Below are 16270 nucleotides of genomic sequence, written 5' to 3'. Positions count from 1 at the left end.
TTATTGACCTATAACTACCTTTGCGTGACGGATCACTTTGTCACCTAAGTAGTACCCCTTTTCGATCACGTCAACTACTTTATTCTTTAATTCTGCTGTGGGTGCAGGAATTGCTGTGATAGCTTCTTGTAATTCAGGATCGAAGGCTTGGCCTGTGGTATCCATTTCCTTTAACCCCAATTGCGACAACGTTTGTCTGAATTTGTTGTTAACAATATCCATTCCTGTTTTTACAGATTCAACATCTGTCGCTGTTTCCATGGCTGTTAACGCTCTGTCAAAATCATCTAGTGTAGGTAATAGCTTACTGATGACATCTTTTCCTGCTGATTGAATCAATTCAACACGTTCTTTGCTTGTACGTTTTCTATAATTGTCAAATTCAGCAGAAAGACGAATGTATTTATCCTTTGCCTCTGCCAATTCTGCAGCCAATTTCTCTTCAGTAGACAGTTCTTCTGCTATATTATCAGCAGGCTGTTCCTGTTGTTCAGAAGAATTTGTTTCTACTGGATCTTGACCTTCATCGTAATAATTATCTTGCTCATTCATATCTTCAATGCTAAAATTAGATTCAAAAATTTACTCTATGCTTCGTTTGTCAAAGTTTTTGCCAAACAATAAAATTCCGACAGCTTGTCAGATTTTATTAAAAAAGCCTAACAATTTGTCGGAATCTTATTTTTATATGTCAGTTTTCTGTCTAGATACTGACATTGTCCTGTAATACCCCATCAGTAGTTTTGATGATGCGGGATGGCATATTACGGATAATGGTATAATCGTGTGTTGCCATTAAAATAGCCGTTCCCGAATTGGCAATGTCACGCAATAATAAGACGATTTCTTCTGATGTCGCAGGATCTAAGTTACCGGTCGGCTCATCTGCCAGAATAATTTCAGGATTATTTAGTAATGCGCGGGCAATTACAATGCGTTGTTGCTCACCACCAGAAAGCTCATGTGGCATTTTCTTAAGTTTGGAACGAAGCCCAACTTTTTCCAATACATCCAATATCCGGCTATCGATCATTTTCTTATCTTTCCAGCCTGTTGCTTTCAGTGCAAATTCGAGGTTTTTCTCGATGCTTCTATCGGATAAAAGATGGAAGTCCTGGAATACAATACCCAATTTTCTACGCAGGTAGGGAACATCATTTTCGTGCAGCTTTTTAAGATCAAAGCCCGCAATCATTCCCTCACCATTGCCGATGTATAAATCGCCGTAAATGATTTTTAGTAAACTACTTTTTCCACTGCCGGACTGGCCGATAAGATAAATAAACTCTCCTTTACCAATGTTTAAATTGACATTGGACAATACCAAATGTTTTTGTTGGAAGATATCAACGTTTTTTAATGTAATGACTTTATTTTCAATCATGGAAGCTAAAATTCTAATTTTTTAATTTGCCCAAAAGGCATTTCTTTAACCAGTTGCATGATATATTCTGCCTTTTCTCCTAATCCAATCTTATCAAGTGATTTATCTGGGCGGTCGACTCTAAAATATGCCAGCAAGGTGAAGGCATCATCTCTTAATTGAACATAATCAGGGATTTTGGCGACACCTTTTACTTTAATGATATACATAATTTCAAAGTTAGTATTTTTAATGCAATTTATTTACTATGAATTTAAAGGAAGCTTATTGGTTTGCGAATAAAAAATCCAATGTATTCACGCCGTCAGCAAAATCATCCAAAGCAGGGCATTGGCTCTCTCCAAAACGAAATACTGGCGAGGGCACATTTAAAGCTATTTCTGATACAACACATTGGATATTTTCTTGCGCTAATTGGAGTTTATTTTCAACTTCAGCCAGTGTTTCGTATGTTTCATAATAAACTACAGCAAGGGGAGAAGCTGTGCGCTCATCCTCCTTTAGCAATAAAAATCCATTATCAAAATGCTTGTCGCCGTTGATCAGATAGATGGATTTGTTGTAGTCGTAATTGTTATTATATTTAAAATGTTCCGTCACGTTGTTAAACGCAGCGATACCTTCGAAGAAGTGTGCTATTGGATAATCTTTTGGAATGAATAACTTTGATACAGAGCGACAGCCTAACCCAAAATAATCAAAGATGTCGGGTCCCAGTGATTCAAGCTGGTCGGGAGATTCTTGTCCACCGATGATGGCAACACTATTTCTATTGCGACGAATAATATGTGGTTTGGTTCCAAAATAATAGTCAAAATAACGCGAGCTATTGTTGGAACCTGTTGCTATAACCAGATCGAAATCTTTTAGTTTGTCAACAATTTCAAAGGCATCGGTAAAGGACGGGTCAATTTGTTTAAGGAGGCGGAGCACATAACTTGTCAATCCTGCGTCGTCCGATGAGACTTTGATTTTGGCTCTAAAGCCACTGATCAGTACCGATAGCATATCATGGAAGCCAACCAAGGGGATGTTGCCGGCCAGAATTAATCCTACAATTTTCGTTGAATTTAGATCTGGATAAGGAGCCAACCAGTGATTCAGCTTTTCTATTGTCAAATTGGCAGCAATGGCTTGAATGGCACGTTCAACATTTTGAGGCGTATACCAGGGGTTTTTATGTTGGGCGAATTGAATGATTTGAATCAAATCATCAGGTCGCTCTTGCAGCCGCTCGCCTAATTTTACAAATGCATTTATTCGTTGTTGCTTTGTCAAAATATTAAAATTTTAAAAGATGAATACACAAATTTGTATTATATTTGTGCTGTTAACATTAATCAACGTGAATCAACTAGCCTTATTGTTCAATCAGACTTTGTTTCATATTGATAATGCAAAAATAGTTTATTTATCATAATTGTGAGGTTATAAATGGCGATTAAAATTACAGACGAATGCATTAACTGTGGTGCTTGCGAACCGGAATGCCCAAATAATGCAATATACGATGCTGGTGTAACTTGGAAATTCTCAGATGGGACGGCTTTGGATGGGGTTATTGATTTTGGCGATGGTGTTACACTGGATGCCAACGAGTCTCAAGAAGCGATCTCTAATGAAGTCTATTATATTGTTTCAGATAAATGTACGGAATGTGTAGGTTTCCACGATGAGCCTCAATGTGCAGCGGTTTGCCCTGTAGATTGTTGTGTGGATGACGAAGATGTACGTGAATCGAACGATGAGCTATTAGCGAAAAAAGCTTGGTTACACGCGGAATAAATTTAGTGTTCCGTTAAAATATAAGGCAGGATAAGAAATTTTCCTGCCTTTTTTGTGCCTTTCTATTTTGGCGAAATCGATATTTTGTTGTGAATCTTGGCTATTTGGAATAATAATATTTGCAAAAGCATAGTATTTTTTTATTTTTGTTCTTTTGACCATTAAAATCTTTTAAATGTTAAAAACCAAAATAGGGTTGATAACCCTAATCACAGTTACATTAGCTTGTATCATTGCTGTATTATACGAATTTGATGTTGTAGGCTTTTCGCATGAATTTCTAATGGCTGTCCGTTGGATAGTTGCTACCGTTTTGGTTGTAAATGCGCTCTTTAAGAAAAATTTGACCACTTGGATTTTGACCTGTATGATTATGGGGATATTTGTCGGGTTGGATTTTCCAAATCTAGCGATTTCCCTGCAACCTTTGAGTAAAGGTTTTATCAAGTTAGTCAAGACGATTGTGGGACCGATTCTCTTTGCTACGCTTGTATATGGAATTGCAGGGCATTCTGATTTGAAACAGGTGGGACGTATGGCATGGAAATCGATGCTTTATTTCTTTTGCGCAACGACATGTGCTATTTTTATTGGTTTAGGTGCTATAAACCTGACTCGAGCAGGAGTGGGCGTTGATGTTGCACATATGCCACATGAAGAACTCCCTGCGCCGAAGGAAAGTATGGATGAGCATATCCTCAAAACCCTTCCGGACCATGTGCATCCTGTATACAAGTTCACTTCTTTTATACGCGACTTGTTTCCTGAAAATATTGTCAAATCTGTAGCGGATAACCAAGTTTTACAGATTGTTGTATTTTCAATTTTGTTCGGGATTGGCCTGGCAATGGTCGATGAGAAAAAGCGTAAACCCTTGGTTGATTTTACCGAGAGTATGTCTGAAACGATGTTTAAGTTTACGAACATGATTATGTACTTTGCGCCTATCGGGGTTGGTGCTGCCATGGCCTATACTGTGGGGCATCTCGGTGTCGATATCCTTAAGAATCTTTTCATGCTTTTAGCGACGCTGTATTTTGCTTTAGTATGCTTTTTATGCTTGGTATTGCTTCCTGTAGCTTTGTATTTAAAGATACCTGTGAAACGTTTTATAAATGCGATTAAGGAACCTGTTTCCATTGCATTTGCCACTACAAGTTCAGATGCGGCATTACCGAAAGCAATGAGCGCAATGGAGAAATTTGGTGTGCCACGTAAGATTGTTTCGTTTGTCATTCCGACAGGATATAGTTTTAACTTGGATGGTACTTCACTCTATTTATCATTGGCTGCCATCTTTGTCGCTCAGGCGGCTGGTATCCATTTGTCGTTTGGACATCAATTGATGATTGCATTTACATTGATGATTACCTCCAAAGGTGTTGCTGCTGTCCCAAGAGCTTCATTAATTATTTTGATTGCGACAGCGGATCAGTTTGGTTTACCAACATTTGTCATTGCTGCCATTTTAGGTATCGATGAACTCATGGATATGGCGCGTACCTCTGTAAATGTGATCGGAAATTGTTTGGCAACCGTTGTTGTTGCTAAATGGGAGGGTGAGTTTGATGAAGAAGCTCCTTATCGCGAAGATACTGAACAGGCGATCTAATAGAAATAACTAACGAATATTCGTTGCAGAAAAGCAGTCTTGACATCCCCGTTGAGACTGCTTTTTTATGAGCAAAAATAAGGACTTAGTTGAAACCACATTTTATTTCATAGAAGAGAATTTTTATGGAACGGAAAGCTGCTTGCAAGCTGTTGTTGATAGTCTGGTATGCTTTCCAATGGCTTGCAAGCAAACTATTTATATCAGCGCCCGTCAACGTAGTACCATAAATCACCTTGTTTTTTGAAGGTAGACTTTTCATGGTGAATATGAACTTCCATCTGTGGATCCAGATAATGTGCTTCAAACTCGACCGTATGGAGTGTAGATTTCAGGATCGCGAGTTGCATCCATTTATTGTCCCGCGCCCATTGCCCAATGGCCTGTTTATTTTGGAACCGTCGTGTTGAGGGGTGAAATGTATCGTATAGGAAATCGATCTGTTGTGTCACAAAAGCACTATAACGTGCACGCATCAATGCCTCTGCTGTGGTTGCTTTGGCATGGAAACGATGAATTTGTTGGCAGCATTCTCCAAAGGTATTGCCAGAGCCACAGGGGCATAATTGATCTGATGCTATCACTTGTATTTTAAAAATTTTACCAGCCTTTAATGGCGCCATTCTTGAAGACTTTTTTTGCGGTAGCTTCCACTTCAGGTGACTGATACGCTTGAATAAACTGCTGCACCTTTTCATCGTTTTTATTATCCGAACGGGCAACAATCAGATTAACGTAAGGTGATTCTTTGTCTTCTGTGAATAAGCCTTGTTTTTCGGGATCCAACCCAGCCTGAGCGGCGAAACTATTGTTGATGATGGCAATTGTAACCTGAGGATCATCCAGAACGCGCGGCAACTGTGGTGCCTCCATCTCAATGATTTTAACCTGCTTAGGGTTGCTTACTATATCTGTTACTTTAGGCTGTATGCCTACATTTTCTTTTAAGCCGATAATGCCCTCGCGTTGGAGAAGTAAAAGTGAGCGGCCACCATTGGTAGGATCATTGGGGATGGCAATACTCGCGCCAGGCTGTAACTCGGTGATGCTTTTTATTTTTTTAGAATAGGCAACGATCGGAAATACAAATGTGTTTCCGACGATGGTTAACTTTGTAAAACCGCGTTGTTTGGATTGTTCCTGTAAATAAGGCTGATGCTGAAATACATTTACATCGATATCTCCTTGATTTAGGGCTTCATTGGGCACAACATAGTCGTTGAAAGCTACCAACTCCACATCAAGATTGAACTTTTCTTTTGCAACCTTCTTAGCCGTTTCTGCAAGCTCCTTTTCTGGTCCGGATACCACACCGACTTTAAGGGTATTCTCTTTCTTTTCGCTGTTGTTGCATGCCACAATCGATACGAGACTGAAGGCTAAGATCGCAAATGCATAGTTCAATTTTTTCATATGATATAATTTATGTTAACGATGGTTTACTTTTTTTGAGATGTAGTCTCCTGTATACTGTAACAGGAATACGATTAAAATTAATAAAATTAGAACAGAATTCATGATAAAAGTATCATATCCGACATAACCATACTGATAACCAATCTGTCCAAGTCCACCGGCACCTACAGCGCCACCCATCGCGGAGTATCCAACAAGTGTGATCAACGTAATTGTTGCATTGTTTACCAGCGAGGGGAGAGCCTCAGGAAGTAAAACTTTGAAAATTACCTGTTGGGCATTTGCTCCCATTGCTCTTGAAGCCTCAATCAGGCCATTTGGAATTTCTAGAAGACTATTTTCCACAAGTCTTGCAATAAAGGGAGCTGCACCTATACTCAAGGGAACCAATGCTGCGGCCATACCAATAGATGTTCCGACAAGGTTGCGTGTAAACGGAATCATCCATACGATAAGTATAATAAAGGGGATAGACCTAAACACATTCACTAGCAATGAAACAAGTTGGTGCATGGCTTTGTTTTCAAGCAGTTGATGTTTGCGGGTCAAGAACAGGTAAATCCCGAGTGGAAGACCCAGTACAAAACCAAAGAAACCTGATAAGAAAGTCATGGTTAGGGTTTCTAAAGTACCCGATAGCAGAAGATTAAATACCTGATCAGACATAGCCTAAGATTTTAGTTTGTGAATGCTTTTCTTTTAAGAAAGATAGACTATGCATAACATTTTCTTTTTCACCCGATAGTTCGGCTAATATAACACCAAATTTCATTTCGCCAATATAATCTATTTGAGCGGTGATGATATTTGTCTTGACTTGAAATTGTTGTTCCAAATGTTGTATAAATGGGATGGATTCTTCATTTGAAGTTAGATAGATTTCTACGAGTGGGTTTCCAGCGCTTTTCAAGCGTTCCTGAAAACTTAGTGGAATTTCAACTTCAAGTGAAGACTGAATAAAGTTTTTGGTTGTTGTTTCCTGAGGATTGGCGAATATTGATTCTACCGGACCAGTTTCAATCAATTTTCCGTGGTCTAATACGGCAACCTGATCGCAAATACTTTTTATGACATCCATCTCGTGCGTAATCAATAATATCGTAAGATCAAGCTGCTTATTGATTTTTTTTAGCAGTTTGAGGATAGATTTTGTGGTTGCTGGGTCTAAGGCACTTGTAGCCTCATCGCAAAGTAGAATGTAAGGATCATTGGCTAATGCACGCGCGATGGCAACGCGTTGTTTTTGGCCTCCTGAAAGATTTGCAGGGTACACGTCGGCTTTGTCTTCCAACCCAACCAAACGTAATAGCTCCAACACTTTTCCGCTGATAAATTCTTTAGATTTGCCCTCAAGTTCGAGCGGGAAGGATATGTTTCCATAAACTGTTCGTGATGATAGCAAATTGAAGTGTTGGAAAATCATACCAATTTTCCTTCTTTTTAACATAAGATCACTGGCAGGCAGCGACATCAAGTCGTTGTTTTCTATAATTACCTGACCACTGTCTGGCCTTTCCAAAAGGTTGACGCAACGAATCAAAGTACTTTTACCCGCTCCGGAAGCGCCTATTACACCAAAAATTTCACCTTTTGCAATAGACAGTGAGACGTCTTTTAAAGCATCAATACGTGTCGCTTTTACCGCAAAAGATTTGGATATGTTGTTTAGTTGAATCATTGACCCTGTAGGGATTTAGCAATTTTAGTTGGACAAATGGATGATGTTGATATAAATGTACACAAATGCCGGGGATAAAATAAAATCAAGTGAAAGAAAATGGGCTCTTTCAGACTGAAAAAGAATGAAAGAACCCAGATATCTATTTTTTATAAACCTTGATAAGCTGAAATCACTTGTTTTGCCGATCCAAGTCCATCAATACCATATTCGATGACATCGCCATCTTTCAGGAATCTTTGTGGAGATTTGCCCATGCCAGATCCTGCAGGCGATCCTGTGGAAATGATATCGCCAGGAAGTAAGCTCATAAAGTGACTTAAATAAGAGATCAATTTGGGCACACGATAGATAAAATCACTTGTATTGCCGTCTTGCATGATTTCACCATTAAGTTTAAGCCATATTCTTAAGTTATCGATATCTGTGATTTCATCTTTGGTTGCTATAAACGGACCAATAGGGGCGAACGTGTCACATCCTTTACCTTTGTCCCAGGTTCCGCCACGCTCGATTTGAAATTCACGCTCTGTCACATCGTTGTGTAGCACGTAGCCAAACACATGGTCCAAAGCTTCTTCTTCAGTAACATAAGAAGCTTTTTTTCCAATTACAATGGCAAATTCGGTTTCCCAATCAGATTTTACAGAGAACTTCGGAAGGGTAATTCCATCAAAAGGGCCATTGAATGCAGATACAGATTTCATAAATACAATAGGCTCGGAAGCTTGTTGTAATTTGGTCTCTTTGACGTGATCATCGAAATTAAGTCCTACACAAAGTATTTTGGAAGGAGCTTCCAATGGTGTACCAATACGCTCGTCGTCGGCTATCTCTTTAAGCTTGTCGCCTTTTTCAATTATATATGCTTGAAGTTTTTCCAAATTTGCAATATCCGCAAAGAAATCGCGGTTATATTGAAAATTTCCTTCCGAAACATCATATTTCTTTTCGTTTAAAATGACTCCCGCTTTTTCGGAGCCCTTTGCGCCATATCTAAAAATCTTCATAAGCCGCAAATATACGGATTTTGTCCCAAAAAGGGCGGAAATTAACGCGAATTAACAATTAATCGATATGTAAATTATCTATACAATTATTGTCCAAAAGGGGATATTTAAAAGGGAATTTCTCCTGAACAATCTTTTTGTTGCTCACCCATGTCCCATTGAGTACCATTTCCTCTCCTTTTTTTCCGAGCATCAGCTTAATCATCAGTGATGGGACTGGGAGGGGTATGTAGAATGGACCGTATTGACGTTTCGCTATTCTTTTGGTAAACTCGGCAAGCGGAAGCGGTTCGGACGAGCAGGCATTATAAATCCCGGCTATGGTATTATTTTGTATACCAAATAACAGCATGCGGCAGAGATCATCCATATGGATCCAGCTGAGCATCTGTTTGCCAGAACCCAATATCGGAACTGAACGGAAGGGTAGGAAGCGTCCGATTTCTTTTAGCATTCCCTGATCCTTACTGATAACGACTCCAAAACGGAAGACAACGAGTCTTTTTCCCAGTGTTTCAATAGGTTTTACGCTTCCTTCCCAGAGGTTGCAAACCCAGGATAGAAAATTGCCCCCTTGTGGGTCTCCTTCTGTAAAAGGTCTTTTTTGGTAGGGATCGTCAGTTCCATACCAGCCTATAGCGGAGGCAGATATAACTGCTTTTACCTGATTAGGTAGTTGTTTAAGACTTTGGTAGAGCAGTTTCCCACTTTCGACCCGGCTGGCGATAATTTCTTGCTGATATGTTTTTGTCCAGCGTTTGGCATTGAGGTTTGCGCCTGCCAGGTTGATGATATAATCGGCCTCCTGAATTGATTTGGCATCTATCTCTTGCTTATAGGGATCCCATTGTACGTATCTGACATTCGGCTGTGCGGGATGGGATTTCGGATTTCTAGTAAAAATAATAACTTCATAGAAATTGGCAACCAATAGTTTTGTTAAATGAAGACCTATAGCTCCGGCACCACCTGTAATAATTACTTTTTCCATGAATCGAACCTTGTTTTAATATACGCATATTGTCATTTAAGCGAACCTATTTCTGCTGATATTAAATATACTATTTTGGTTTATAAAAAATCGATCATTGCGGCAGCAATTACAAAAAAAGGTTTATCTCCCGACGAGATAAACCTTTTAAGAGTCGATTAACTGACGTTATTTGTTAAAGCGTTTGAATTGTGCTACCACAGGTTAGCATCTTTGCGCCATAGTAAGGATTTTTGATTTCTTTATGACGGCTTAACCAAGTGGCACCTTTACCTTTATTGAACATCGGGCACTTTTGATAATAAACAGCAGAAGATGGTTTTGAGTTTTTGGACAAACTATAGATATCTTCTGACAAAATTGCGAAGGATTCTCGTTGTTTGCTGATATCCTTGGCCTGTTGTAGGCTCTTTACAATGGCTTTGAGTGATGCTGTTTTGGTTTTCCAGACGTCCTGTTCCGCTTGCGTTAGATCAGCAGTTTTGACCTTGGCGATAGCATCGGCAAGATCGTTTGCGAGGCCTGCAGCTCGTTTACCATCCGCTGCTACAAGCGCATCTTTAAGCAGAAAATATTGGTCATAGATCTTTTGAAAATTGCTTGCGTTGCTGATGTTATCTACTGAAGCTACCGCTGCAATGGTTGCATCTTGGGGGGCGTCTGAAACTGGAGGAGCTAAATTCCTTTCGTATTGACAGCAAGTGTGTAGCTTAGCATAGGTGTCTTCGGCAGCAAGGTATTTTTCATTGTCGTAGCCTGCTCCAGCGATACTTTTCAATACAGCATCTAAGGACGTTTTCTTTGCATCATAGGCTATTGTCGCTGTTTGGTTGTCTTCATTCCATTCAACTTTCGCCTGAGCGGCGGCTCCTGCATTTTCTATTGTTTTTTTACACATACCGCAGTTCCCGGCAATTTTAACATTGTTGTTCACGGTGTTGTTGTCTTGTGCATAGTTTGTCAAAGAGGATAGCACTAAAGCCCCTGTTATGATATAGTGTTGGATTTTCATATGATTAGATAAAAGAATATATAAAAATAAGTAATCAAAAATGATTGATAAATGATCAATACGAGAATTAACTTATTTTTGGCGGAACCCAGGGACAGAAATATCCTTCAGAAATAAATGTTGGCGCTATGGGTTTATAATTTTTTTTGATGGCTATACCGCAAAGTTCATGACCTTTTTCAAGAGGGTTGGAAATTGCCAAAATCGTACAACTATAAGCACATTGACAATTACAATTTTTACAGGCTTTATGATGTTTACAGAAAGCCTTTTTTTTGGAAGATTTAAATTTTGCACAACAATGGTCCTTTTTGTCAGTGGTAGCATCATCTTGGGTGTGACTGCTGTGTGCATTCATTTTATGGCAGGCAAAAGCGCCGGGTGCACTTAACAGAAAACCTAAGGTTAAAAAAAGTAGTATAAGTCGCTTAATTGCCATGTCAGTTCAAATATAGTCGTTTTGGGCAGAATCTGCTTCCTTTTTAACTTTTTTTGGCATTAAGGACTTTTTTATTCGCTCCATGTTATTTGGGTTCTGAGGGCCGAATAACATGGAGCGACGTTTGGAATTCTTTCTTTTTTTAAGCAAAAGAAGTACTTAAAATTTAAAACCAGAGAAGAAGCCTGGCTTTTTCCAGGTACATTTATATTCATCAGCCAGAGGAGAGTGATCCGAATAGGAAAGCACTTCATCAAGTAAGCTGTGTGCTTTTTTCAGATTCCCAGTTTTATAGTTCACATGTGCTTCTGCTAATTTAACCGATTCGACGTCATCGTCATAACCCCAATCGTGTTGGGCATAAATACCGTTGAAAACTTTGACGTATTTATCTACTTCGTTTATAGCTCCGTTTTCGGCCAAAAGTTCAATGCCGAATTTTAACCAAAGAACATAGTCATTAGGCTCCATGATCGATTGGACCCAGTTATCATGCTTTTGGAATGTTTCCTTACCTGCACTAAATTCCATAAGGTAATAATGGCTTTTAATGATGAGATAGAGTGTTTTTGCCTTGTCGAAATTGTCGATAATAAATTCCGGTTTATTTTTAAGATATTTCTGCGCAGCGATGTTCATGGCTTTGTAGTTGCTCTTTTCATTATATAGCTGCATCAACACATATTGAGGCTGAGCCTCGTGTGGATATTGTTTAGCCATTTGTTCGTAATAAGAGATGCGTTGCGCTAAATTATCCTGTTCGGTTATCTGATAGATAATATGCTCGATCCCATTCTTTGACGCTTCAAAGTCACGGTAGTGATATTCGTCTAAATTGGGATGATCAATATAGAATTTGTAAATAAACTCCAGAAGCTGTTGCGCCCGGGATTGAATGTCCGCTGTACGACCCAGTTGATATTCGACGTCGATTTGATGCATAAGCATGCGGTAACAAGGAGGAAATATGGCAGACTCCGTTTCTTCGTCCTCTTCGTCTTCTTCTGAAGTAAATTCTTGCTGCGCAAGAGTGGCTTCCAACGAGATCTGATAGGTGTCAAAGTACTGTTGAAGTACTTGCTCGAGACGTACGTAATCTTCCAAGGCTGACAAGGTATCGGCTCGGGTGAAATGAAGTTCTTCAAAGTCGGAATAGCTTAATCCTTCGGTTGCGATAGCGTAACAGGTTTCCAATTCACCGGCTTCTTTATAAGCTAAAGCTAGATTATTGCAATTCATGGCCCTATTGTGACTGCCTCCAAAATAGTCACTTTCGTATTTATTTTGTTCAAAATAGTCCTTGAAGGCATCGTAGGCTTGACGGTAAAGTCCGAGGACGAGCAATTGTAGTGCAGACTGATCGACTGCGGTTAAGTTGTCCAGGGAGTGAATGAAATCAGATAGCATAACAGCTTCATTGTAACATTCACGGGGAAGGTCATTGAAAGTAGGGACCTGATCGTAAACTGTTCCATTGGCTTTAAAAGTGCATTCAACTAGACGTCGCCAGGATGTTGCGTTCCATTTCCGTTCGCCTACCATAGTCAGATATGGAATAGCAGCAGCATACTGTCCCTCGTCATAGAGATAGGCTGCCGCAAAATGGTAACCGACGTAAGAGTCAGGATAGGCGTCGATCAATTTGAGTGCATGGAGATAATAATAGTCAAGGGGGATTCCGATTTCTTCCGAGTAATTACGCTCAATGATAAGCTGATAGTAGAAGACCTCAGGGTGCTCATACCCCTCGGCAATCAATTCTTCAAATCGAGTATGCCATTTAACCAGCTCCTGATGGATATGCACGGCTGAGTTTTCCCCTTTGATGAGCTTAAGTAAAATCTGCAATGCTAGGTCGATTGCTTTGTTTTCGTAAGCAATTTCAGCAAGATCCACATAATTCATTTCGTTGCTGCTGATGAAATGCTTAAAATCTGCTTCCATTAAAGCTAAAATATTGGATGTGTTGATCTGTTTTGTACGGTCGAGCAGATATATTTTCTTTATCCAAAAGAGGGAAAAATTATGATCAGAGGTTTCTCGTTCATCCTTGAATGTTTCTTTAACGAAATCAATACTCGCCTCCAAAGCTGGGAGCAACGCTGTATCATCCTGGAGCCCTTCGTAGATATTGGTTAAATAATTGTGACCATATCCGGACATATTCGGGGAAGCGATTAATTTTTTTGCATATTCGATAAATAAACCTTTATTGTCTTCGGTAATATGGGATTTTGGTCGACCAATTTGCGCTAGTGTTGCTTGATTGTCTAAAACATAATTCAGTATATGATATAGAGTCGTTTCATTATTAGGTTCGATGGCCAATGCTTTTTGAAAATAGGGAATCATTTTTTCCTGAATCACATCGAAAATAGCTTCGTGGCCCTCATAAAATAGCTGATCGTGGTAGGCGATGGCGAGGTGTGTCCAAAGCGTCACATCTTGATCGTTTTGTCGTAGTTGATTTTCTCCTTCAATAATAAAGAGGTCTAGTTGTCCGCTGTAGAACAAATCATATATATTCTTTTCTTCCATTTATTAATTCTTGTATGTATTCAGTATATTGAAATCTGTTTAAAATACTATTTAGCTTTCGAAAGCTTTTCAAAGCCAATACCGTTCCATAGAAATTCTTCACTCTTTTTTGTGACCCTAAAATTTGGATTTTCCGCATTATCGTCGATAACTTCTCCCTCTTCAATGTATTTATAGATAATCTGATTATTTTTTCCGTGTTCGGAAGGGAAAAGAATCTTTTCATCGTAATAGAACACACCAGCATCACTAACCGAATATCGGCTAGGAAGATCAACCAGCTGCCGTCCCGTCCAGGCCACATAGTTATATTCAGAGGGTATGCCACAAGCTTCGCCCAGAAATTCAATGCGGATGATGTGTTTGACATTTTGCAGCCCCATTGCTGGCAGCAATTTACTTTGGGAGAAGGTTTGTTCTGAATAGGCGAAAGGGAAGGTGTGTTCAGCTAGAAAATTTCCATTTGCGTCGATAAGCTTTACCCCGGTTGAGAAATGATCCTGTTCCTGTTCGTTGATACCTTTGGTGAAACGTTCAAAACCGTAAATATATTGCGAGCCGTCTGATGCGGTCTGTTTTCCGAGCGCTAATAGTCCAAGCCAAATAAATCCATTCTTTTTGCTGTTACCGTCGGAATAACTTATCTCATACCAAGGAGCATAAAAATTTTTTAGTGTATTTCCTTTGATGGGATTACTATTGATCGTAACGACATTTCCTACGGATAAAGAATCTACGATTGCTGCCTTTAGACTGGGTTGAGCACGGACGTAAGCTTTGGCTGCAAAAACAGTTGCTGACTGGCCTTTCTGTATGTTCCAAACGTTGAAATTATCGTCAAACTTTAAATTTTCCTGCGCTTTTAAGCAAAGTGGTCCGATGCTTAAAATAATAAAATAGCATCCAATTAACTTTTTCATTTTTCACTCTTCTTTCCTACAAAAATAGCTGAATTGGCCCATACCCCTTATCACTGGTTTCAGGTATTTTTTTGTATAGTACCAGAAACGATATTTTATAATCCTTGAGTCATTTGCTACAAAAAATTGGATATGATGAAAAACAAAAATTATGAAAGAGAGCATTTTGAATATTTCAGGAATTGAAGGAGATTATTTATCTGCTGTGTGTCTTTTGGAAAAGACATTTTAGTTAATGCTGTTTTTAGGAATCCACTCCAATTCTTTACCGTTGTTTTTTCTACCAATGAAGCCTATCTCCGGCCAAGGCATATGAGATGCGAGCACAAGTGTCTGTTGTTGATAACAGCGATCAAGTATTTTTATCCGTGTATCCACAGCACGATCGAAGTCAATATCCCATTGAGTTCCCCAATGAGGCTGGGAAACTAGGATCGGTGAATGTATCAGATCAACAAGATTTGTAATTGCTCTATTGTCGGATTTTATTGTATAGATGATATGTCCTGGGGTATGCCCAGCTGCTGATTCTGTATGAATGCAGGAAAATAGTTGATCGCCCGGTTCAAATAGCTGTAATTTGACCTCAATAGCAACGAGTGTTTTTCGTATTAAATCGATGCTAGCTTGAGCAATTTCTGGATTTTCGCTCTTCGAAAAATCAGGACGATCTGACATCCAGAACTCAAATTCGGGTTTAGCCATGTAGTAAGTTGCGTTTGGATAATTGGGTGAACCATCGGCATCTAATATGCCACCGATATGGTCGCGATGTGCGTGCGTAATGAGAATATCGGTTATCTTATTACGGTCAATATTTGCTAAAAGCAGACTTTCCATTAAATTTCCGGCTTTGTCGGTGTCATAATGTCCCTCACCAGTATCAATGAGTATGTATCGATTCTGTTGTTTAATCAGCATGATGATGATGGGTGCTTGGTAGATCTTTGTTGAAAGTGAAAGCCTTTGCAGTTCCATTTCGACTAGTTGAGACGGTGTTTTTGGGGCAAGGGTAGGCTGTAATGTTTCTAGTGTAAAATAACCATCTGTCAGGAGCACAATTTCGAGCGTACCGAAGGGAATTTGTAGATAACCTGTTCTTTTAAGCTGTTTCATATTGCCAAAGTTGAACAAATTGCTTTTAACAATCTAATAGCGTTATGAAAATCAAACACAATGTAATAAATTGATAAAATATTTGCAATACTTATTGGGGCCTAAAGACTGTACAACGATGTTCAGGAATGTAACTTGCCTTTTGTTCGTACCTGCTTCGTACCTTATTCGGATGCGATACAGATATTGTACAAATGCTGACCTGATTCCGACCAGACTCTGTACAGGAATTATCTGGTCGGAATTAGGTCAATAATTGTCGCCAGATTGTTCATCTCCGAAGGTGGTACGAACACAATACGAACACAACCCGAGGACGTCAGCCCTGGTGTTCTTGAACTGTCTTGGGATCAAGCAGACTTCTTGGGG

At 39.3% G+C, this 16270-nt stretch carries 16 protein-coding genes; 2 read left to right on the top strand and 14 right to left on the bottom strand.

Going from position 1 to position 16270, the window contains the following annotated elements; translation table 11 throughout:
* From B3297_RS17105 to B3297_RS17090, 4 genes are all read right to left on the bottom strand, one after another.
* Positions 1 to 552: a nucleotide exchange factor GrpE gene (locus B3297_RS17105; RefSeq protein WP_070561121.1), complete on the bottom strand. Its 552-nt coding sequence runs from the start codon at positions 550 to 552 to the stop codon at positions 1 to 3.
* A 151-nt stretch (positions 553 to 703) separates the two neighbouring features.
* Complete coding sequence (locus tag B3297_RS17100) at positions 704 to 1384, bottom strand: cell division ATP-binding protein FtsE (protein ID WP_070561120.1); 681 nt, start codon at positions 1382 to 1384, stop codon at positions 704 to 706.
* Positions 1385 to 1389: 5 nt separating this feature from the next.
* Complete coding sequence (locus B3297_RS17095; RefSeq protein WP_070561119.1) at positions 1390 to 1593, bottom strand: fructose-6-phosphate aldolase; 204 nt, start codon at positions 1591 to 1593, stop codon at positions 1390 to 1392.
* 55 nt (positions 1594 to 1648) lie between these two features.
* The gene (locus B3297_RS17090; protein WP_070561118.1) at positions 1649 to 2662 is read right to left on the bottom strand and encodes an acyl-CoA reductase; all 1014 of its coding nucleotides are present in this window, start codon (positions 2660 to 2662) and stop codon (positions 1649 to 1651) included.
* A 156-nt stretch (positions 2663 to 2818) separates the two neighbouring features.
* On the opposite strand from B3297_RS17090, the gene B3297_RS17085 reads away from it, so the two are divergent.
* Together B3297_RS17085 and B3297_RS17080 are read left to right on the top strand one after the other, a co-directional pair.
* On the top strand, positions 2819 to 3169 hold the full coding sequence (locus B3297_RS17085) for a 4Fe-4S dicluster domain-containing protein (protein WP_046672889.1): 351 nt from the start codon (positions 2819 to 2821) through the stop codon (positions 3167 to 3169).
* A gap of 175 nt (positions 3170 to 3344) precedes the next feature.
* A complete protein-coding gene (locus B3297_RS17080) occupies positions 3345 to 4781 on the top strand; it encodes a dicarboxylate/amino acid:cation symporter (protein WP_070561117.1) in 1437 nt (478 codons plus the stop codon).
* A gap of 203 nt (positions 4782 to 4984) precedes the next feature.
* Here the strand turns inward: B3297_RS17080 and B3297_RS17075 are convergent, their stop codons facing one another.
* From B3297_RS17075 to B3297_RS17030, 10 genes are all read right to left on the bottom strand, one after another.
* Positions 4985 to 5404 (bottom strand): YchJ family protein, encoded by a 420-nt coding sequence (locus B3297_RS17075; RefSeq protein WP_070561116.1) that lies wholly within the window; start codon positions 5402 to 5404, stop codon positions 4985 to 4987.
* On the bottom strand, positions 5382 to 6194 hold the full coding sequence (gene metQ, locus B3297_RS17070; protein WP_070561115.1) for a methionine ABC transporter substrate-binding lipoprotein MetQ: 813 nt from the start codon (positions 6192 to 6194) through the stop codon (positions 5382 to 5384). The genes B3297_RS17075 and metQ overlap by 23 nt, the downstream gene beginning before the upstream one ends.
* A 15-nt stretch (positions 6195 to 6209) precedes the next feature.
* Positions 6210 to 6863 (bottom strand): methionine ABC transporter permease MetI, encoded by a 654-nt coding sequence (gene metI, locus B3297_RS17065; protein ID WP_046672885.1) that lies wholly within the window; start codon positions 6861 to 6863, stop codon positions 6210 to 6212.
* Entirely contained in the window at positions 6856 to 7875 is a 1020-nt protein-coding gene (locus B3297_RS17060) for a methionine ABC transporter ATP-binding protein (RefSeq protein ID WP_112376361.1), read from the bottom strand. The genes metI and B3297_RS17060 overlap by 8 nt, the downstream gene beginning before the upstream one ends.
* A gap of 149 nt (positions 7876 to 8024) precedes the next feature.
* Positions 8025 to 8885: a fumarylacetoacetate hydrolase family protein gene (locus tag B3297_RS17055; RefSeq protein ID WP_201639160.1), complete on the bottom strand. Its 861-nt coding sequence runs from the start codon at positions 8883 to 8885 to the stop codon at positions 8025 to 8027.
* Between the two features lie 58 nt (positions 8886 to 8943).
* Positions 8944 to 9876 carry a TIGR01777 family oxidoreductase gene (locus B3297_RS17050; RefSeq protein WP_070561112.1) on the bottom strand — a complete coding sequence of 311 codons (933 nt, stop codon included), beginning with the start codon at positions 9874 to 9876 and terminating at the stop codon, positions 8944 to 8946.
* A gap of 175 nt (positions 9877 to 10051) precedes the next feature.
* The gene (locus B3297_RS17045) at positions 10052 to 10888 is read right to left on the bottom strand and encodes a DUF3347 domain-containing protein (protein ID WP_286779171.1); all 837 of its coding nucleotides are present in this window, start codon (positions 10886 to 10888) and stop codon (positions 10052 to 10054) included.
* A 598-nt stretch (positions 10889 to 11486) separates the two neighbouring features.
* A complete protein-coding gene (locus B3297_RS17040) occupies positions 11487 to 13865 on the bottom strand; it encodes a hypothetical protein (protein ID WP_070561109.1) in 2379 nt (792 codons plus the stop codon).
* A 47-nt stretch (positions 13866 to 13912) separates the two neighbouring features.
* Positions 13913 to 14785, bottom strand: a complete 873-nt coding sequence (locus B3297_RS17035) for an SH3 domain-containing protein (protein WP_070561108.1) — start codon at positions 14783 to 14785, stop codon at positions 13913 to 13915.
* Between the two features lie 228 nt (positions 14786 to 15013).
* Entirely contained in the window at positions 15014 to 15901 is an 888-nt protein-coding gene (locus tag B3297_RS17030; protein ID WP_286779170.1) for an MBL fold metallo-hydrolase, read from the bottom strand.
* Positions 15902 to 16270: the final 369 nt, after the last annotated feature.

The sequence above is a fragment of the Sphingobacterium sp. UBA3519 genome (assembly GCF_002377215.1).
In the GTDB taxonomy this organism is placed as follows: Bacteria; Bacteroidota; Bacteroidia; order Sphingobacteriales; family Sphingobacteriaceae; genus Sphingobacterium; species Sphingobacterium multivorum.
This window is presented reverse-complemented; position numbering and strand designations above follow the sequence as displayed.